This window comes from Thalassolituus sp. LLYu03 (genome assembly GCF_050507655.1).
In the GTDB taxonomy this organism is placed as follows: domain Bacteria; phylum Pseudomonadota; class Gammaproteobacteria; order Pseudomonadales; family Oceanobacteraceae; genus Venatoribacter.
Map to the genome: position 1 here is coordinate 3,208,002 of NZ_CP191496.1, position 13,782 is coordinate 3,221,783.

Annotated in this window: 13 protein-coding genes; 5 read left to right on the forward strand and 8 right to left on the reverse strand. The window is 59.2% G+C overall.

Annotation, left to right across the window (positions count from 1 at the left end; translation table 11 throughout):
- Window positions 1-73 precede the first annotated feature (73 nt).
- The 5 genes from ACQUQU_RS14290 to ACQUQU_RS14310 form a co-directional block, all read right to left on the reverse strand.
- Window positions 74-1,417 carry an HD domain-containing phosphohydrolase gene (locus tag ACQUQU_RS14290; protein WP_430460378.1) on the reverse strand — a complete coding sequence of 448 codons (1,344 nt, stop codon included), beginning with the start codon at window positions 1,415-1,417 and terminating at the stop codon, window positions 74-76.
- Entirely contained in the window at window positions 1,407-3,077 is a 1,671-nt protein-coding gene (locus tag ACQUQU_RS14295) for a sensor histidine kinase (protein ID WP_430460379.1), read from the reverse strand. The genes ACQUQU_RS14290 and ACQUQU_RS14295 overlap by 11 nt, the downstream gene beginning before the upstream one ends.
- A gap of 122 nt (window positions 3,078-3,199) precedes the next feature.
- The gene (dxs, locus tag ACQUQU_RS14300) at window positions 3,200-5,071 is read right to left on the reverse strand and encodes a 1-deoxy-D-xylulose-5-phosphate synthase (RefSeq protein WP_430460380.1); all 1,872 of its coding nucleotides are present in this window, start codon (window positions 5,069-5,071) and stop codon (window positions 3,200-3,202) included.
- Between the two features lie 129 nt (window positions 5,072-5,200).
- Window positions 5,201-6,082: a (2E,6E)-farnesyl diphosphate synthase gene (ispA, locus tag ACQUQU_RS14305; RefSeq protein WP_430460381.1), complete on the reverse strand. Its 882-nt coding sequence runs from the start codon at window positions 6,080-6,082 to the stop codon at window positions 5,201-5,203.
- 2 nt (window positions 6,083-6,084) lie between these two features.
- Window positions 6,085-6,321, reverse strand: coding sequence for an exodeoxyribonuclease VII small subunit (locus ACQUQU_RS14310; RefSeq protein WP_430460382.1), 237 nt, complete (start codon window positions 6,319-6,321; stop codon window positions 6,085-6,087).
- Between the two features lie 172 nt (window positions 6,322-6,493).
- Here ACQUQU_RS14310 and pomA point away from each other — a divergent pair, with 172 nt between their 5' ends.
- The 4 genes from pomA (at window position 6,494) to ACQUQU_RS14330 (ending at window position 9,634) form a co-directional block, all read left to right on the forward strand.
- A complete protein-coding gene (gene pomA, locus ACQUQU_RS14315) occupies window positions 6,494-7,252 on the forward strand; it encodes a flagellar motor protein PomA (protein ID WP_430460383.1) in 759 nt (252 codons plus the stop codon).
- Window positions 7,253-7,255: 3 nt separating this feature from the next.
- Window positions 7,256-8,227: a flagellar motor protein MotB gene (locus ACQUQU_RS14320; RefSeq protein WP_430460384.1), complete on the forward strand. Its 972-nt coding sequence runs from the start codon at window positions 7,256-7,258 to the stop codon at window positions 8,225-8,227.
- Window positions 8,228-8,242: 15 nt separating this feature from the next.
- Window positions 8,243-8,797 (forward strand): PilZ domain-containing protein, encoded by a 555-nt coding sequence (locus ACQUQU_RS14325; RefSeq protein ID WP_430460385.1) that lies wholly within the window; start codon window positions 8,243-8,245, stop codon window positions 8,795-8,797.
- Window positions 8,798-8,905: 108 nt separating this feature from the next.
- Window positions 8,906-9,634: a 16S rRNA (uracil(1498)-N(3))-methyltransferase gene (locus ACQUQU_RS14330; protein ID WP_430460386.1), complete on the forward strand. Its 729-nt coding sequence runs from the start codon at window positions 8,906-8,908 to the stop codon at window positions 9,632-9,634.
- A gap of 29 nt (window positions 9,635-9,663) precedes the next feature.
- Here the strand turns inward: ACQUQU_RS14330 and ACQUQU_RS14335 are convergent, their stop codons facing one another.
- The 3 genes from ACQUQU_RS14335 to ACQUQU_RS14345 all read right to left on the reverse strand — a co-directional run bounded on the left by ACQUQU_RS14335 (window position 9,664) and on the right by ACQUQU_RS14345 (window position 12,141).
- On the reverse strand, window positions 9,664-9,897 hold the full coding sequence (locus ACQUQU_RS14335) for a TIGR02647 family protein (protein WP_430460387.1): 234 nt from the start codon (window positions 9,895-9,897) through the stop codon (window positions 9,664-9,666).
- 93 nt (window positions 9,898-9,990) lie between these two features.
- Window positions 9,991-10,653: a hypothetical protein gene (locus ACQUQU_RS14340; protein WP_430460388.1), complete on the reverse strand. Its 663-nt coding sequence runs from the start codon at window positions 10,651-10,653 to the stop codon at window positions 9,991-9,993.
- A 216-nt stretch (window positions 10,654-10,869) separates the two neighbouring features.
- Window positions 10,870-12,141: a bifunctional O-acetylhomoserine aminocarboxypropyltransferase/cysteine synthase gene (locus ACQUQU_RS14345; protein ID WP_430463043.1), complete on the reverse strand. Its 1,272-nt coding sequence runs from the start codon at window positions 12,139-12,141 to the stop codon at window positions 10,870-10,872.
- A 252-nt stretch (window positions 12,142-12,393) separates the two neighbouring features.
- Here ACQUQU_RS14345 and radA point away from each other — a divergent pair, with 252 nt between their 5' ends.
- Window positions 12,394-13,761, forward strand: a complete 1,368-nt coding sequence (gene radA, locus ACQUQU_RS14350; RefSeq protein ID WP_430460389.1) for a DNA repair protein RadA — start codon at window positions 12,394-12,396, stop codon at window positions 13,759-13,761.
- Window positions 13,762-13,782 lie beyond the last annotated feature (21 nt).

Below are 13,782 nucleotides of genomic sequence, written 5' to 3' on the forward strand. Positions count from 1 at the left end.
GCCCGATGTTTTGGCCCGAGGTCTTGTCTCTGGGTTTTGGCCCGGAGCTTTCGCTTCAGGCTTTCAGGCCCACCTACTTTTTGTCGCCGTGTTTCTCATGGCGCACATGCAGACGCATTTCGTGGCCTTCGTACTGCCGCTGAATGGCCTGCAGTTTGGCGACGTGGCGTTCGGTCAGCTCTGTGCCTTCCGACAACAGCACCACGCCAGCCGGACTGAACAGGTTACCGCTCAGCACCATGCCCACCCGCGCGTCGTGAATCGGAATGCGCTCACTGTTGGAACCAACGTCGCTTTCGTATTCATTCAGCACTTCCATGAACACATCCACCAACTGGCGGTCGTAGCGCTGGCCGGCCATTTTCAGCAGATAAGCCCGCGCCGTTTCTTCATCCAGCGCTTCACCTAAAAAGTTGTGTTCACGCTGAATTTCGGCGTAATCGCTGACGATGCGCAGAATGCGCGCTTCTTTCGGAATGGCTTCGCCCACCAGCTTGTCGGGAAAGCCTTTGCCATTAAACAATTCCATGTGTGAGCGGATAATATTGGCCGCGTGCTGCAAAGGTTCGAGCAGCATCAGGGTGGTCTGGCCGTTGATGGTAAAGCGGGCAAATTCCTGCTTCTCGCCAGTACTCATCTGGGCGATGGATTTATCCAGTACGGTATCGGGTAACTGCACTTTACCGATGTTTTTCAGCAGGGTGGCGTAATACACATCCTGAATCTGCTGCCCCTGCAGGCCGGCAAACTCCGCGAATTCTTTGGCCAGGCGCGCGAGTTTTTCCGACGAGCCTTTTTCTTCACCGTTACGGCGCTCCATGATGCCCACCAGAATGTGCACCATGCTGTTGAATTCCTGCCGCAGCGAGCGGTAGGCGTCGGCCAGTTTCTCTTCTGCCTGACCCGCCTGATTGGATTTTTCCTGATATTTAACCTGCAGCTCGCGGTTCAGGCGTTCCAGTTCCTGATTCTGCTCCACGATGCGCGCATTGAGTTTTTCGTTGGCCGATTTCAGGTCGCGCGTATCAATGGCCTCGGCAACCAGTGCACGCAGCTGATCGTTGTCCCAGGGCTTGGAGATGTAGCGGTAAATATTGCCTTCGTTAACGGCTTTAATGGCCGACTCCAGATCGGAGTAGCCAGTGAGCAGCACGCGGATCATGGCCGGGTACAGCTCAAAGCAGTTTTTCAACAGCTCCGCCCCGGTCATAGCCGGCATGCGCATGTCAGAAATGATCATGTCGAACGACTCGGTTTTTAACTGCTCCAGAGCCGCCGCACCACTGGTGTGCGTCACCACATCGTACTGACGGTGAAACAGCCGGCGCAGTGCCTGTAATACGGCCTCTTCGTCGTCTACGATCAGCAGGCGTCCGTGCTTTTCACGTTCCCGTTCTGCATAACCTTCACTCAGCATGTGTCTCGTCTCCTGCGCCGGCGTTCTGAGCATTCAGTGGCAGCCAGATAGAAAAGCAGGTGCCTTCGCCGGGTTTTGTTTTCAGATCGATGCGCCCTTCGTGCGCCTGTATTAACTGATAGCACAAAGCCAGCCCCATGCCCGTGCCTTCGCCTTCGGCCTTGGTCGTGAAAAAGGGCTCAAACACGCGGGCGGCAACAGCCTCGTTCATGCCCGGACCATCATCACAGATGCGGATTTCGAGCTCGTGCTGGTGCAGAAATTCGGTCAGCGTCACGCAGCCACGGTCGTTGCCAATGGCCTGAATTGCATTCACCAGAATGTTCAGCACCACCTGCCCGACCTGGGACGGATTGCAGTAAATGGGCGGCAGTTCCACCAGATCGGTGACGAATTCGATGTTGCCCTTCAGACGGCTGCGGGCAATGTTGATCACACTGGTCAGATGGCTGCTCAGATCGGCCAGCGTGCGGTCTTCGTTGCTGCCGCGGCTGAGCTTGCGCATGTCCTGAATAATGCGGCCGACCCGCTCTATGCCTTCGGTCGCGTCTTTGATGCGGTCCGGCGCCGAGGCCAGTGCGTCGCCCACCTCAAGCGAGCGGTAAGCGGCGGCCAGCTCCAGATAAAACGGCGATTTCGGATCGAGCTGATCACTGGCTTCGTCAAGACGGCGGATAAACGATGCCAGCACCGACACGTCTTCGCTCAGGGTGCGGATGTTGCTCAGGCTGTAGGCCACCGGGTTATTAATTTCGTGGGCAATGCCGGCCGAGATTTCCCCCAGCGCCGCCAGCCGCTCCGACAGCTCCATGCGTTTGCGTGCGTGCTCCAGATCCTGATTCAGACCTTTCACCTGTTCAGAGGCGTGCTGCAGCATGCGTGAGCGCAGCTGGTTCTGATGACGCTGCTGGCGCAGATCCAGATTGGAGCGCTCCAGCGCCCGCTCCAGTGAACGGCCATGGAAATACTGGCGCCACAGCCACAACAGCAGCAACAGCTCGGGAATGGCCACCAGAGCCGCCATCAGCACAGCTTCGGTACGTGCATGGAACAGGCCTTCGATTTCTTCGTGACTCAGGTACAGGCTGAATTCCGGCACCAGAAAATCGCTGAACAGCGTCATCAGGGCATTCGTACCACCAGCCTGTGGCGGCAGGGTATGACCACGCCAGTTCACCCGCCAGGGCATCATGCCCAGACCCAGATCGTCGGTGGTCTGCGCCATCCAGTTCTGCAGATCGATGCGCAGGTACAGGTGCTGTTTGCCGTAGCGGGAATACAGATCGAGCAGCAGGCCGGAATCGCCGGTGGCGTTGCCCTTGACTGAAATGTCAGCGTTCAGCTCTTCAAGACCCAGACGCACCTGCCAGTCGCCGGGCTGAGCGAGCAGTTGCGGGTCGTCGGCGGCATCCAGAAACGGCGACAGCGGCGAACTCTGCTGCAGCGTCAGCAGCTGATAGTTACCACCGCCCTGCTCCAGTACCAGCCGGGCATCGGCCAGCAGGGTGTAGAACTCGCGCATGGAGCGGCTGTAAACGCGTTCCAGCAGATGGTCGCTGACATTGCGGATGCGGTCTTTTTCAAAACGCAGCACACCGTCGTACACCGCAGCGGCGGTGGCCAGAACGACCAGAATGATCAGGATGAGATAGCGGCGCATCAGGCTCCTCACTCAACAGACAATCACTCCGCAGCTGCAGAGTGCTCTGTAAGTAAAGCACCTAAATCCGGATCGGAAAGAAGGGAGGCGCGCGCCGGGATCCAGCCCGCCGCGCGTGCGGCTTACAGGCGGGCCTGAATGGCCGCCAGTACGGACGCGGCGTCGAGGCCGATATCGGCCTGCTGCTGCGCGGGAGACGCGTGTTCGATGTAACGGTCAGGAATGCCCAGCGTCAGCACAGGGCAGGCAATACCCGCCGCCGCCAGCGATTCCAGCACGGCGCTGCCGGCGCCACCCATAATGGCGTTTTCTTCGAGCGTCACCAGCAGATCGTGGCTGCCTGCCAGTTCCGCCACCAGCGCATCGTCCAGCGGCTTCACAAAGCGCATGTCAGCCACGGTGGCGTCCAGCTGATCGGCCACCACCAGAGCTTCCGCCAGCGGCGCACCGAAGGCCAGCAGCGCCACGCGCTGGCCGGCCACAGCATTGCCCTGACGGCGTACCACGCCTTTGCCCAGCGGCAGTGCCTGCATATCGAAGTCAGGCTCAGCGCCGGTGCCCGAACCACGCGGGTAACGCACCGCCGCCGGGCCTTTGTGCATGTAGCCGGTGTACAGCATCTGGCGGCATTCGTTTTCATCGGATGGCGTCATCACCACCAGATTCGGCACACAACGCAGATAGCTCAGGTCGTAAGCACCGTGGTGGGTCGGGCCGTCTTCGCCCACCAGACCGGCACGGTCGATGGCAAACAGCACATCCAGATCCTGCAGGGTTACGTCGTGGATCAGCTGATCGTAGGCGCGCTGCAGGAAGGTCGAGTAAATCGCTACCACCGGCTTGCAGCCGTCGCAGGCCAGACCCGCCGCCAGCGTAACCGCATGCTGTTCGGCAATGGCCACGTCGAAGTAGCGCTCCGGGTACAGCTCAGAGAAACGCACCAGATCCGAGCCTTCACGCATGGCCGGGGTAATCCCCATCAGACGCTCGTCGGCGGCGGCCATGTCACACAGCCACTGACCAAACACATTGGAGTAGGTCGGCTTTTTCGCCCCGCCAGCGGCCTTGGCGCCTTTCAGGGCGTGGTATTTGATCGGGTCTTCTTCGGCCGGACCAAAGCCCTTGCCCTTGCGCGTTACCACGTGCAGGAAGCGTGGGCCTTTGAGCTTTTTCAGGTTTTCGAGGGTGAGCAGCAGCTCATCGAGGTCGTGACCGTCGATCGGGCCGTAATAGTTGAAACCCAGTTCCTCAAACAGAGTGCCCGGGGCCACCATGCCCTTCATGTGCTCTTCGGTACGGCGGGCAAACTCCCACGCCGCCGGAATCTTTTCCAGCACCCGCTTGCTGCCTTCGCGCAGCGCGGCGTAGGTGCGGCTTGACCAGATGCGGGTGAAGTATTTGTTCAGCGCACCCACGTTGTTGGAGATCGACATGTCGTTGTCGTTGAGGATCACCAGCAGATCGGCCTTTTCATGGCCGGCGTGGTTCATGGCTTCAAACGCCATACCGGCGGTGATGGCACCATCGCCGATGACGGCCACCACCTGACGGTCGACTTTCTGCGCCCGGGCGGCCAGTGCCATGCCCAGCGCGGCGCCGATGGAGGTACTGGAATGCCCAACGCCGAAGGTGTCGAATTCGCTTTCGGTACGCAGCGGGAACGCGGCCGGGCCTTCGGCACTGCGGATCAGCGGCAGCTGCTCGCGGCGGCCGGTCAGAATTTTGTGCGGATACGCCTGATGACCCACGTCCCACACCAGACGGTCGTCCGGCGTGTTGAAGGCGTGGTGCAGAGCCACGGTCAGCTCGACCACCCCCAGACCGGCACCAAAGTGACCACCGGACTGACCCACGCTGTACACCAGAAACTCACGCAGCTCGGCACAGAGTTGCGGCAGTTGTTCTGGCTCCAGATCACGCAGATCGGCCGGAGAATCAATGCTGTCCAGCAGAGGGGTACTGGGCCTTGAGGCCGGAATATCAGTCAGTGTCATCAGCTACTTCGGTGCATTGGATACCGGACGATCTGAAACCGCCGTCCGTGAAAAAGGGGAGCATTCTACCGGCTGTTGCCGGTAATGAGTAGCGCCGCAGCCGCGGCGGCGGCGGTCAGACAGGCCGGATCAGTGATCGCGGCTGATGATGTAGTCGGCCAGATCGGCCAGCAGACGGGTGTCGCCGGGCACACTGGCGAGTGCGGCGTGGGCATCGGCAATCAGCTCCTGCGCCTTGCGGCGTGCGCCTTCGAGGCCCAGCAGCGCCGGATAAGTCGGCTTGTTCAGCGCCAGATCGGCGCCCTGCTGCTTGCCCAGCACAGCGGTGTCGCCCTCGATGTCGAGAATGTCATCCCACACCTGAAAGGCCAGGCCGACAGCATCGGCATAAGCGATCAGCGCCTGTTCCGTTGCTGGCGCCAGCGTGTCGCACACAGCGGCTGCGCCCATTTGCACAGACACCCGGATCAGGGCACCGGTTTTATGCCGGTGCATGTTTTCCAGCTGTTGCAGCGTCATCTGTTTGCCGACGTGGCCAAGGTCGATGCTCTGCCCGGCCACCATGCCGGCACCACCGGCGCCGTTGGCCAGCAGACGAATCAGAGTCAGGCGCTGACGGTCATTCTGATGCGGCGCCTTGGCCAGCACTTCAAAGGCGGCGGTCAGAAGACCATCACCGGCGAGAATGGCGGTCGCTTCGTCAAAGGCAATATGGCAGGTGGGTTTGCCGCGGCGCAGATCGTCGTCGTCCATGGCCGGCAGATCGTCGTGCACCAGGCTGTAGCTGTGCACCATTTCGATGGCAACGGCGGCAGCATCGGCCTGCTCGCGCGAACCACCCAGCGCTTCGGCGGTGGCGTATACCAGAAACGGCCGCAGACGCTTACCGCCGTTGAGCACGCCGTACATCATGGCATCGGCCAGACGGGCATCGGCCAGCGCCAGTTGCGCCAGTTCGGCCCGCAGCTGATCTTCGGTGCGCTGCTGAATGACCTTCAACGCCTCACGCATGCTTATTCCCCGGACTCAAACGGCTGTGCCACGCTGGCGCCGTTCTGTTCCAGCAGAATCTGTACGCGCTGTTCAGCGGTGGCCAGCGCCTGCTGACAGTTGCGGGTCAGACGAATACCCCGTTCAAACGCCTGCAGGGACTCTTCCAGCGACAGGTCGACGCGTTCCATCTGCACAACCAGCTGCTCCAGTTCGCTCAGCGCGGTCTCGAAATCAAAGGGGGTTTTTGCGTCGGTCATAGGGGGCTCCGTCAGGGTGCGGCCACACTAAACCCAGAGCCTGCGAGGGTCAAGGCGAGTGCCATTGCGACCTATCAACAAATTCGTCAATGCAGGCGTCCGGCACAGGAAGATCACAAATGTTTGACTACACTCAGAGTCATTAAGCGAAGGTACAATGCAAGGAGCCAGTGTGGATCTCGCATCGATAGTGGGGATAGTCGGCGGTTTCGCCATGGTCATCATGGCCATGGTTCTGGGCGGCGATCTGAGTATGTTCGTGGATATCCCATCCGTCCTGATTGTGGTGGGCGGCGGTCTGTTCGCCGTAATGATGAAATTTGAACTGGGCCAGTTTCTCGGTGCGGTCAAAATTGCCATCAAAGCCTTCTCCTTCAAAATGAGCAAACCCGAAACCATCATTGAAGAGGTGGTAGAGCTGGCCGGTCTGGCGCGCAAAGGCGGCCTGCTATCACTTGAAGGTAAGGAAGTAAGCGATGACTTCCTGTCCAAAGGTATCCAACTGCTGGTCGACGGTCACGACCCGGATGTGGTGCGCACGTTAATGAGCAAAGAACTGCGTCAGGCCAGTGAGCGCCATGATCTGGGCATTTCTATTTTCAAAAATTTAGGCGACATCGCCCCGGCGATGGGCATGATCGGTACTCTGGTTGGTCTGGTGGCCATGCTGGCCAACATGTCCGACCCGAAAGCCATTGGCCCGGCGATGGCGGTAGCACTGTTGACGACCCTTTATGGCGCCATGATTGCCAACCTGATCGCCATGCCGATTGCCGACAAGCTGGGTCTGCGTAAAGCGCAGGAAGACCGGCTGAAAACCATGATTATTGATGCCCTGCTGGCCATTCAGAGTGGTCAGAACCCGCGCGTGATTGAATCTATGCTGCAGGCCTACATTCAGGAAGGCAAACGTAAGGTATCGGCGGATTAAATTATGGATGATGAAGATCTCTGTCCCCCCTGTCCCGCGATACCTGGCTGGGTAAACACCTTCGCCGACTTAATGTCGCTGCTGATGTGTTTCTTCGTGCTGCTGCTGTCGTTTTCTGAAATGGACGCGCTGAAATTCAAACGTCTGGCCGGTGAGCTGAAAGAAGCATTCGGCGTGCAGACCGTGGTGAACGTCAGTGATCCACCGAAAGGCACCAGCGTGATTGCCCGTCATTTCAGCCCGTCGATTCCGGAACCAACACCGATTAACGAAGTGCGCCAGAAAACCTCGGACATCACCAAGAGTTCGCTGGAAGTCCTGTGTCAGGACGAAGTGCAGCAACAAACTGAACGTCAGGGCGAACAGGGTCAGCAGACCCGCGAAATTGTGGTGCCGAAAGAAGACATCGAAAACAAAAAGACCGAAGCCGAAGCCATGGAAATGGCCGCCAAGCTGGAAAATGAAATTGCGCAGGGACAGGTCGAAATTGAAACCGTGGGCAAGAAAATCATTATCCGCATTCAGCAGCGTGGTGCGTTTAAATCGGGCTCGGATTACATCGACGATAAATTCCTGCCGGTGATCGACAAAATCCGCAGCGTGCTGGTGACCATTCCCGGGCGTATTTCGGTGGAAGGTCACACCGATGATATTCCGCTCAGCGGCGGGCGGTTCCGCTCGAACTGGACGCTGTCGTCCGCACGCGCAGCCTCGTTTGCTGAGGAGTTATTCGCTGCACCGGAAATGGATGAAAAGCGCTTCCAGATCGTGGGCCACGCCGACACCATGCCGCTGGTACCGAATACCGACCCGGCATCGCGCGAACGTAACCGCCGCGTGGAAATCATCATTCTGCGCACCAGTGAAAATGATGACGACGAAAAACCGGAAATTGAAACCGGTGACGCTCAGGTGCAAGACGCCCTGAACGCCAAGCCGGAAGATTTCGAGTTAAAGCCGAACGAGATTTTCTGAACAGGACACGCATAGATGGAAGAAAGACGCCGGTTTTTCCGCCTGGATGACGAAGTGGTGATGGATTTCCGCGCCATCACGCAAGAAGAATTCGCCAACTGGAAAGAACATCAGACACTGCAGAAAAGCGAGCTGAAGGGACTGGAACAGGAAATCGGCGCATTGCTCCACCAGCTGCGTTCACAGCACCCGACCCTGGGCCACCTGATGGAGCTGTTCAACCGCAAAATTAATCTGCTGATTGGCGACAGCGAAGCCCATCCGGAACTGGCGCTGTCGTCGACCGAAGCCCGCGTGCGGGTGAACCTCAGCGCCTGTGGCATGGCGTTCAGCACCAATGTCGATCTGAGCAAACAATCACACCTGTTGTTTAACCTGCAGCTGAAACCGTCCAACGCGGTGCTGGCGCTGGCCGGCAATATCATTGGCGTCGAAAAAGTACCGGACCCGGAAAATCCGTGGCTGGTGCGGGTGAATTTTGAAGACCTGAAAGAAGCCGAACAGGAGCTGCTGATTCAGCACCTGTTCCAGCTGCAGAGCCGCACCCTGCGCCATCTGCGCGATCACTGATTGCGCACCATCCGAACGCCCTTCTGATTCACGGCGGCGGCCTCTGCGTCGGCCGCCGCCTTTTTGTTATCATGCGGCTTTCCGTTTCACGCCCACAGGACACACTGCATGAGCACCGGCCCACGTACCTACTGCCCGACGCCACTCCACAGCGGACTGCGCTTCACGCTGGACGATCAGGCGGCCGGCCATCTGGTGCGCGTGCTGCGCCTCACCGACGGCGACAGCGTGCGTCTGTTTTGCGGCGACGGTCATGAGTACGCCGGTGAATTGTGCAATGTCAGTAAGAAAGGCGCCGACGTGCTGGTCGGCGATATTCTGCGCTCCGACGCGGCACAGCCTCTGCACCTGCATCTGGGACAGGTGGTGTCCAAAGGCGACCGCATGGATTTCACCATTCAGAAAGCCACCGAACTGGGCATCAGCGACATCACCCCCCTGTGGAGTGAACGCTGCGAAGTGCGTCTGAAAGGCGAACGCCTCGATAAAAAAGTGGAGCACTGGCAGAAGGTGGCCATCAGCGCCTGCGAGCAGAGCGGCCGCAACCGCATCCCGGTGATTCATGAACCTGTGTATTTCGCCGATTGGGCAAAAGCCAGCAACGCCGACCTGCGCCTGATTCTGCACCCGCACGACCAGAAGCCGCTGCGTGATTACGCCACGCCGGCGAGCCTGGCTCTGCTGGTCGGACCAGAGGGTGGATTCAGTGAAATGGAAGTGCTGGAGGCGGTCAACGCAGGCTTTGCCGGTCTGACCTTAGGGCCGCGCATTCTGCGCACAGAAACCGCCGCACTGGCGGCACTGAGTGTCTTTCAGTATCAGTGGGGCGATTTTTAACGCCCCGCTGTTCAGCTTGGGATTGGAGATCAGGTTTTCAGAATCTGCAGCAGGTTCTGAATGTGTTCTGCGGCATCGTGACCCAGACTGGTCAGATAACCCCCATCATCGCGGTCGATCAGACCTTTATCGTGCAGGCGCCGCGCGGCTGCAATCATAGAATCACCGGCATCGGTGTGCACTTTAATGCCCTGCTGCATGCTGTGCAGATCAAACTGCGCCAGCAGCGTCATTTCATGAACCAGATCCTGAGATATGGGCATGGGTCACTCCTGTTGTTATTGATTGTGCGGAGATCCAGCATACGCCCATGAAACGGCCAGCGCGATCGGCAATTCGCCGATTCATGACGCCGGTCAGTTGTGCGCCTGACTCACCAGACGGACGTGTTTCCAGTCCCAGTACGAAGTCAGGAAATAAACGCCGATGAACAGGGTGGCCCACCACTCGATGATGCGCTTGCCATGGCTCATCTCAACGCCGACGGTTACACCGGCAAAGCCCGCGAACATCAGCCACAGCACAGCCACCACGGCAGTCTTGGCGATAAAGGACGGCACCATAAGCCCGGCGCGGCGGGCGCGGAAAATCAGCACATAATTGATGGTCAGGGCAAACAGCATGCCCTGAAAGAACAGGTTGGCGCCGCGCACATGCACATCCCAGCGGGTGTCGGCTTTTTCAGGCAGCAGCACAGCGGTTCCGGCCAGCAGACCCAGCGCCGCCAGCACACCGAAAAACTGCATGACCGTCAGCGCATGACGATGACTGAAACCGCTCAGCCAGACGCGCATGACCTGCCACCAGACAATAAAAAAGGCACTGGCGGCGATCATGCCACCGCGGAAAATAAAACCACCGTCGCCTTTCATGCCCGTGTGGGTAATGTCGGTACAACCGTCGAAGAAGGGATTGCACAGCTCGGCCGTACCCGCATGGGTGCCGACCCAATAGGTGACCGCAATGGTGCCCATCGACAGCACACAACTTATCAGGGCAACAAACTGACCAAACGACATGGTTTTCTCCACCGGAGGCTGACAGAAACGGGCGATATAGTATCACCGCCCCACAGGGCACCCTATCCGATATTCCGCGACGATGACAAAACTATGCGCTCAGGGTTGTCACTGCGATTAACGACCGGCAGCCCTGAGCCCGGGCCATCAAAAAAGGGCGGAAAATCCGCCCTTTTTGGTCTGAGTGTATGGCCCGCGCTTATGGCAGGCCGCCCATCAGACGGCCGCTTTCAGCGCCTGCGCGATGTCGGCGATGATGTCGTCGACGTGCTCAATACCCACCGAAATACGCACCAGATCTTTGCTGACTCCGGCGGAGGCCAGTTCCTGCTCGTTCAGCTGACGATGGGTGGTGGTAGCCGGGTGACAGGCCAGACTTTTTGCGTCGCCGATGTTCACCAGCCGCTTGATCAGCTGCAGAGCATCAATGAATTTCGCACCGGCCTCAGCACCACCTTTAATACCGAAACTCAGAATGGCCGACGGCTTGCCCTTCACCATGCGCTGCGCCACGGCGTGGTATTTGCTGGCGGGCAGACCGGCGTAATTCACCCAGCTGACCTTCTCGTGAGCGGCCAGAAATTCCGCCACTTTTTGCGCGTTTTCAACATGACGGTCCATGCGCAGCGGCATGGTTTCCAGTCCCTGCAGAATCATAAAGGCATTGAACGGCGACAGCGCGGCACCCATGTTGCGAAGCGGGACGACGCGCGCGCGGCCGATAAAGGCGGCCGGGCCGAAGGCTTCGGCATACACCACACCGTGGTACGACGGGTCCGGCTGATTAAAGTGCGGGAAGCGTGGGTTGTCTTTCCATGGGAATTTTCCGGAATCGACAAGAATGCCGCCCACCGTGGTGCCGTGGCCGCCCATGTATTTGGTCAGCGAGTGCACGACAATATCGGCGCCGAAATCAAACGGACGGCACAGGTAAGGGGTGGCCACTGTGTTATCCACAATCACAGGCACGCCGTGTTTGTGCGCCATGGTCGCCAGCGCCTGCAGGTCGACCACGTTGCCGGCCGGATTGCCGATGGATTCACAGAACAGGGCTTTGGTTTTGTCGTCGATCAGGGCTTCCAGAGCCGCCACGTCATCACCGGATGCCATGCGCACCTGAATGCCCTGCTGCGGCAGGGTATGCGCGAACAGGTTGTAAGTGCCGCCGTACAGCTGGCTGACGCTGACGATGTTGTCGCCGGCTCGCGCCAGCGTCTGAATGCTGGCCGTAATGGCCGCCATGCCCGACGCCATGCACAGCGCGCCGATACCACCTTCCATCAGCGCCACGCGCTTTTCCAGCACGTCGTTGGTCGGGTTCATGATGCGGGTGTAAATATTGCCCGGCTCTTTCAGATCGAACAGGTCGGCGCCGTGCTGAGTGTCGCGGAAGCTGTACGAAGTGGTCTGATAAATCGGCACCGCCACCGCGCGGGTGGTCGGGTCGTCGTCAAAACCGGCGTGAATGGCGAGCGTTTCGGGCTTCATATTGTCTGGGTTCATGGCCGTTCTTCCGTGTTGTGCGCCATCAGGCTGCGCCTGATGTCATGGCATTGTGTTGTTCATTTTTGTTGTCGTTGTTATGGGCGCAGATTTCCGCTGCGGCCGGCGGCAGTGTATCAACATCAACCCTTACTGACAGCCCACTCATCCCTGTGCCCTGCCCTTTGCACAGCCCTGTGGTTTGCAATGGCGACGGCGGGCCGTAAACTCAGGCCAACTTTATAAATGAGACGGACAATGGCCAAACGCAAAACCGCCTACGTGTGTAACGACTGCGGCTCTGAACACGCCAAATGGCAGGGACAATGCACCGACTGCGGCGCCTGGAATACGCTGCAGGAGTTTGTCGTTTCTGCGGCGAAAACCCCGGCCCGCGACGCACTGGCAGGCTATGCCGGCAGCGCTGGCAGTCAGGGCATTCAGCGTCTGGCCGATGTGAATCTGGAAGAAGTGCCGCGCGTCAGCAGTGGCATGCAGGAATTCGACCGCGTACTCGGCGGCGGCTTGGTACCGGGTTCCGCCATTCTGATCGGTGGTCATCCGGGGGCCGGTAAATCGACCCTGCTGCTGCAGACCATGTGCGCGCTGGCCGCACGTATGCCGGCGCTGTACGTCACCGGTGAAGAAAGCCTGCAACAGGTGGCCATGCGCGCCAAACGTCTGGGCCTGCCCACCGATCAGCTCAATATGCTGAGTGAAACCAGCGTCGACCGCCTGCTGCAAACGCTGCAGCAGCACCAGCCGAAAGTGGTGGTGATCGACTCCATTCAGGTGATGCATGTGGAGGGCGTAGAGTCTGCGCCGGGCAGTGTGTCGCAGGTGCGCGAGAGCGCCGCCGCCCTCACCCGCTTCGCCAAACAGACCGGCACCATTCTGCTGCTGGTCGGCCATGTGACCAAAGACGGTACGCTGGCCGGCCCGAAAGTGCTGGAGCATATGATCGACTGTTCCATCATGCTGGAAGGCGATGGCGACAGCCGTTTCCGCACCCTGCGCGGCATTAAAAACCGCTTTGGTGCCATCAACGAACTGGGCGTGTTCGCCATGGTCGACACCGGCCTTAGGGAAGTGAAAAACCCCAGTTCGATATTCTTAAGCCGCAGCGGTGAAGCCGCCGCCGGCAGTGTGGTGATGGTGATCTGGGAAGGCACGCGGCCGTTACTGGTGGAAATTCAGGCGCTGGTCGACGACAGTCATTTCGGCCATCCGAAACGCGTGGCCGTGGGTCTCGATCAGAACCGTATGAACCTGCTGCTGGCCGCCCTGCACCGCCATGGCGGCATTCATCTGGGTGATCAGGATGTATATATCAACGTGGTGGGCGGTGTAAAAGTCGGCGAAACCGCCGCCGATCTGGCACTGCTGCTGGCGGCCTTATCCAGCTTCCGCGATCAGCCACTGCCGCAGGATTTAATCGTGTTCGGTGAAGTCGGCTTATCCGGTGAAATCCGCCCGGTGCCGTCCGGTCAGGAACGCATTAAAGAAGCCGCCAAGCACGGCTTTACCCGCGCCATCGTGCCCAAGGCCAACGTGCCGCGTCAGCCGGTGCCGGGTATGACGATTATCGGGGTAGAAAAACTGCAGCAGGCGCTCGACAGCCTGTGAGGTGAACGGGCCGGATCACAT

Bases quoted from the DNA above. Each gene is read 5' to 3' on its own strand.
- ACQUQU_RS14290 (WP_430460378.1), bottom strand. From the start codon at position 1,417: ATGCTGAGTGAAGGTTATGCAGAACGGGAACGTGAAAAGCACGGACGC.
- ACQUQU_RS14295 (WP_430460379.1), bottom strand. From the start codon at position 3,077: ATGCGCCGCTATCTCATCCTGATCATTCTGGTCGTTCTGGCCACCGCC.
- dxs (WP_430460380.1), bottom strand. From the start codon at position 5,071: ATGACACTGACTGATATTCCGGCCTCAAGGCCCAGTACCCCTCTGCTG.
- ispA (WP_430460381.1), bottom strand. From the start codon at position 6,082: ATGCGTGAGGCGTTGAAGGTCATTCAGCAGCGCACCGAAGATCAGCTG.
- ACQUQU_RS14310 (WP_430460382.1), bottom strand. From the start codon at position 6,321: ATGACCGACGCAAAAACCCCCTTTGATTTCGAGACCGCGCTGAGCGAA.
- ACQUQU_RS14320 (WP_430460384.1), top strand. From the start codon at position 7,256: ATGGATGATGAAGATCTCTGTCCCCCCTGTCCCGCGATACCTGGCTGG.
- ACQUQU_RS14325 (WP_430460385.1), top strand. From the start codon at position 8,243: ATGGAAGAAAGACGCCGGTTTTTCCGCCTGGATGACGAAGTGGTGATG.
- ACQUQU_RS14330 (WP_430460386.1), top strand. From the start codon at position 8,906: ATGAGCACCGGCCCACGTACCTACTGCCCGACGCCACTCCACAGCGGA.
- ACQUQU_RS14335 (WP_430460387.1), bottom strand. From the start codon at position 9,897: ATGCCCATATCTCAGGATCTGGTTCATGAAATGACGCTGCTGGCGCAG.
- ACQUQU_RS14340 (WP_430460388.1), bottom strand. From the start codon at position 10,653: ATGTCGTTTGGTCAGTTTGTTGCCCTGATAAGTTGTGTGCTGTCGATG.
- ACQUQU_RS14345 (WP_430463043.1), bottom strand. From the start codon at position 12,141: ATGAAGCCCGAAACGCTCGCCATTCACGCCGGTTTTGACGACGACCCG.
- radA (WP_430460389.1), top strand. From the start codon at position 12,394: ATGGCCAAACGCAAAACCGCCTACGTGTGTAACGACTGCGGCTCTGAA.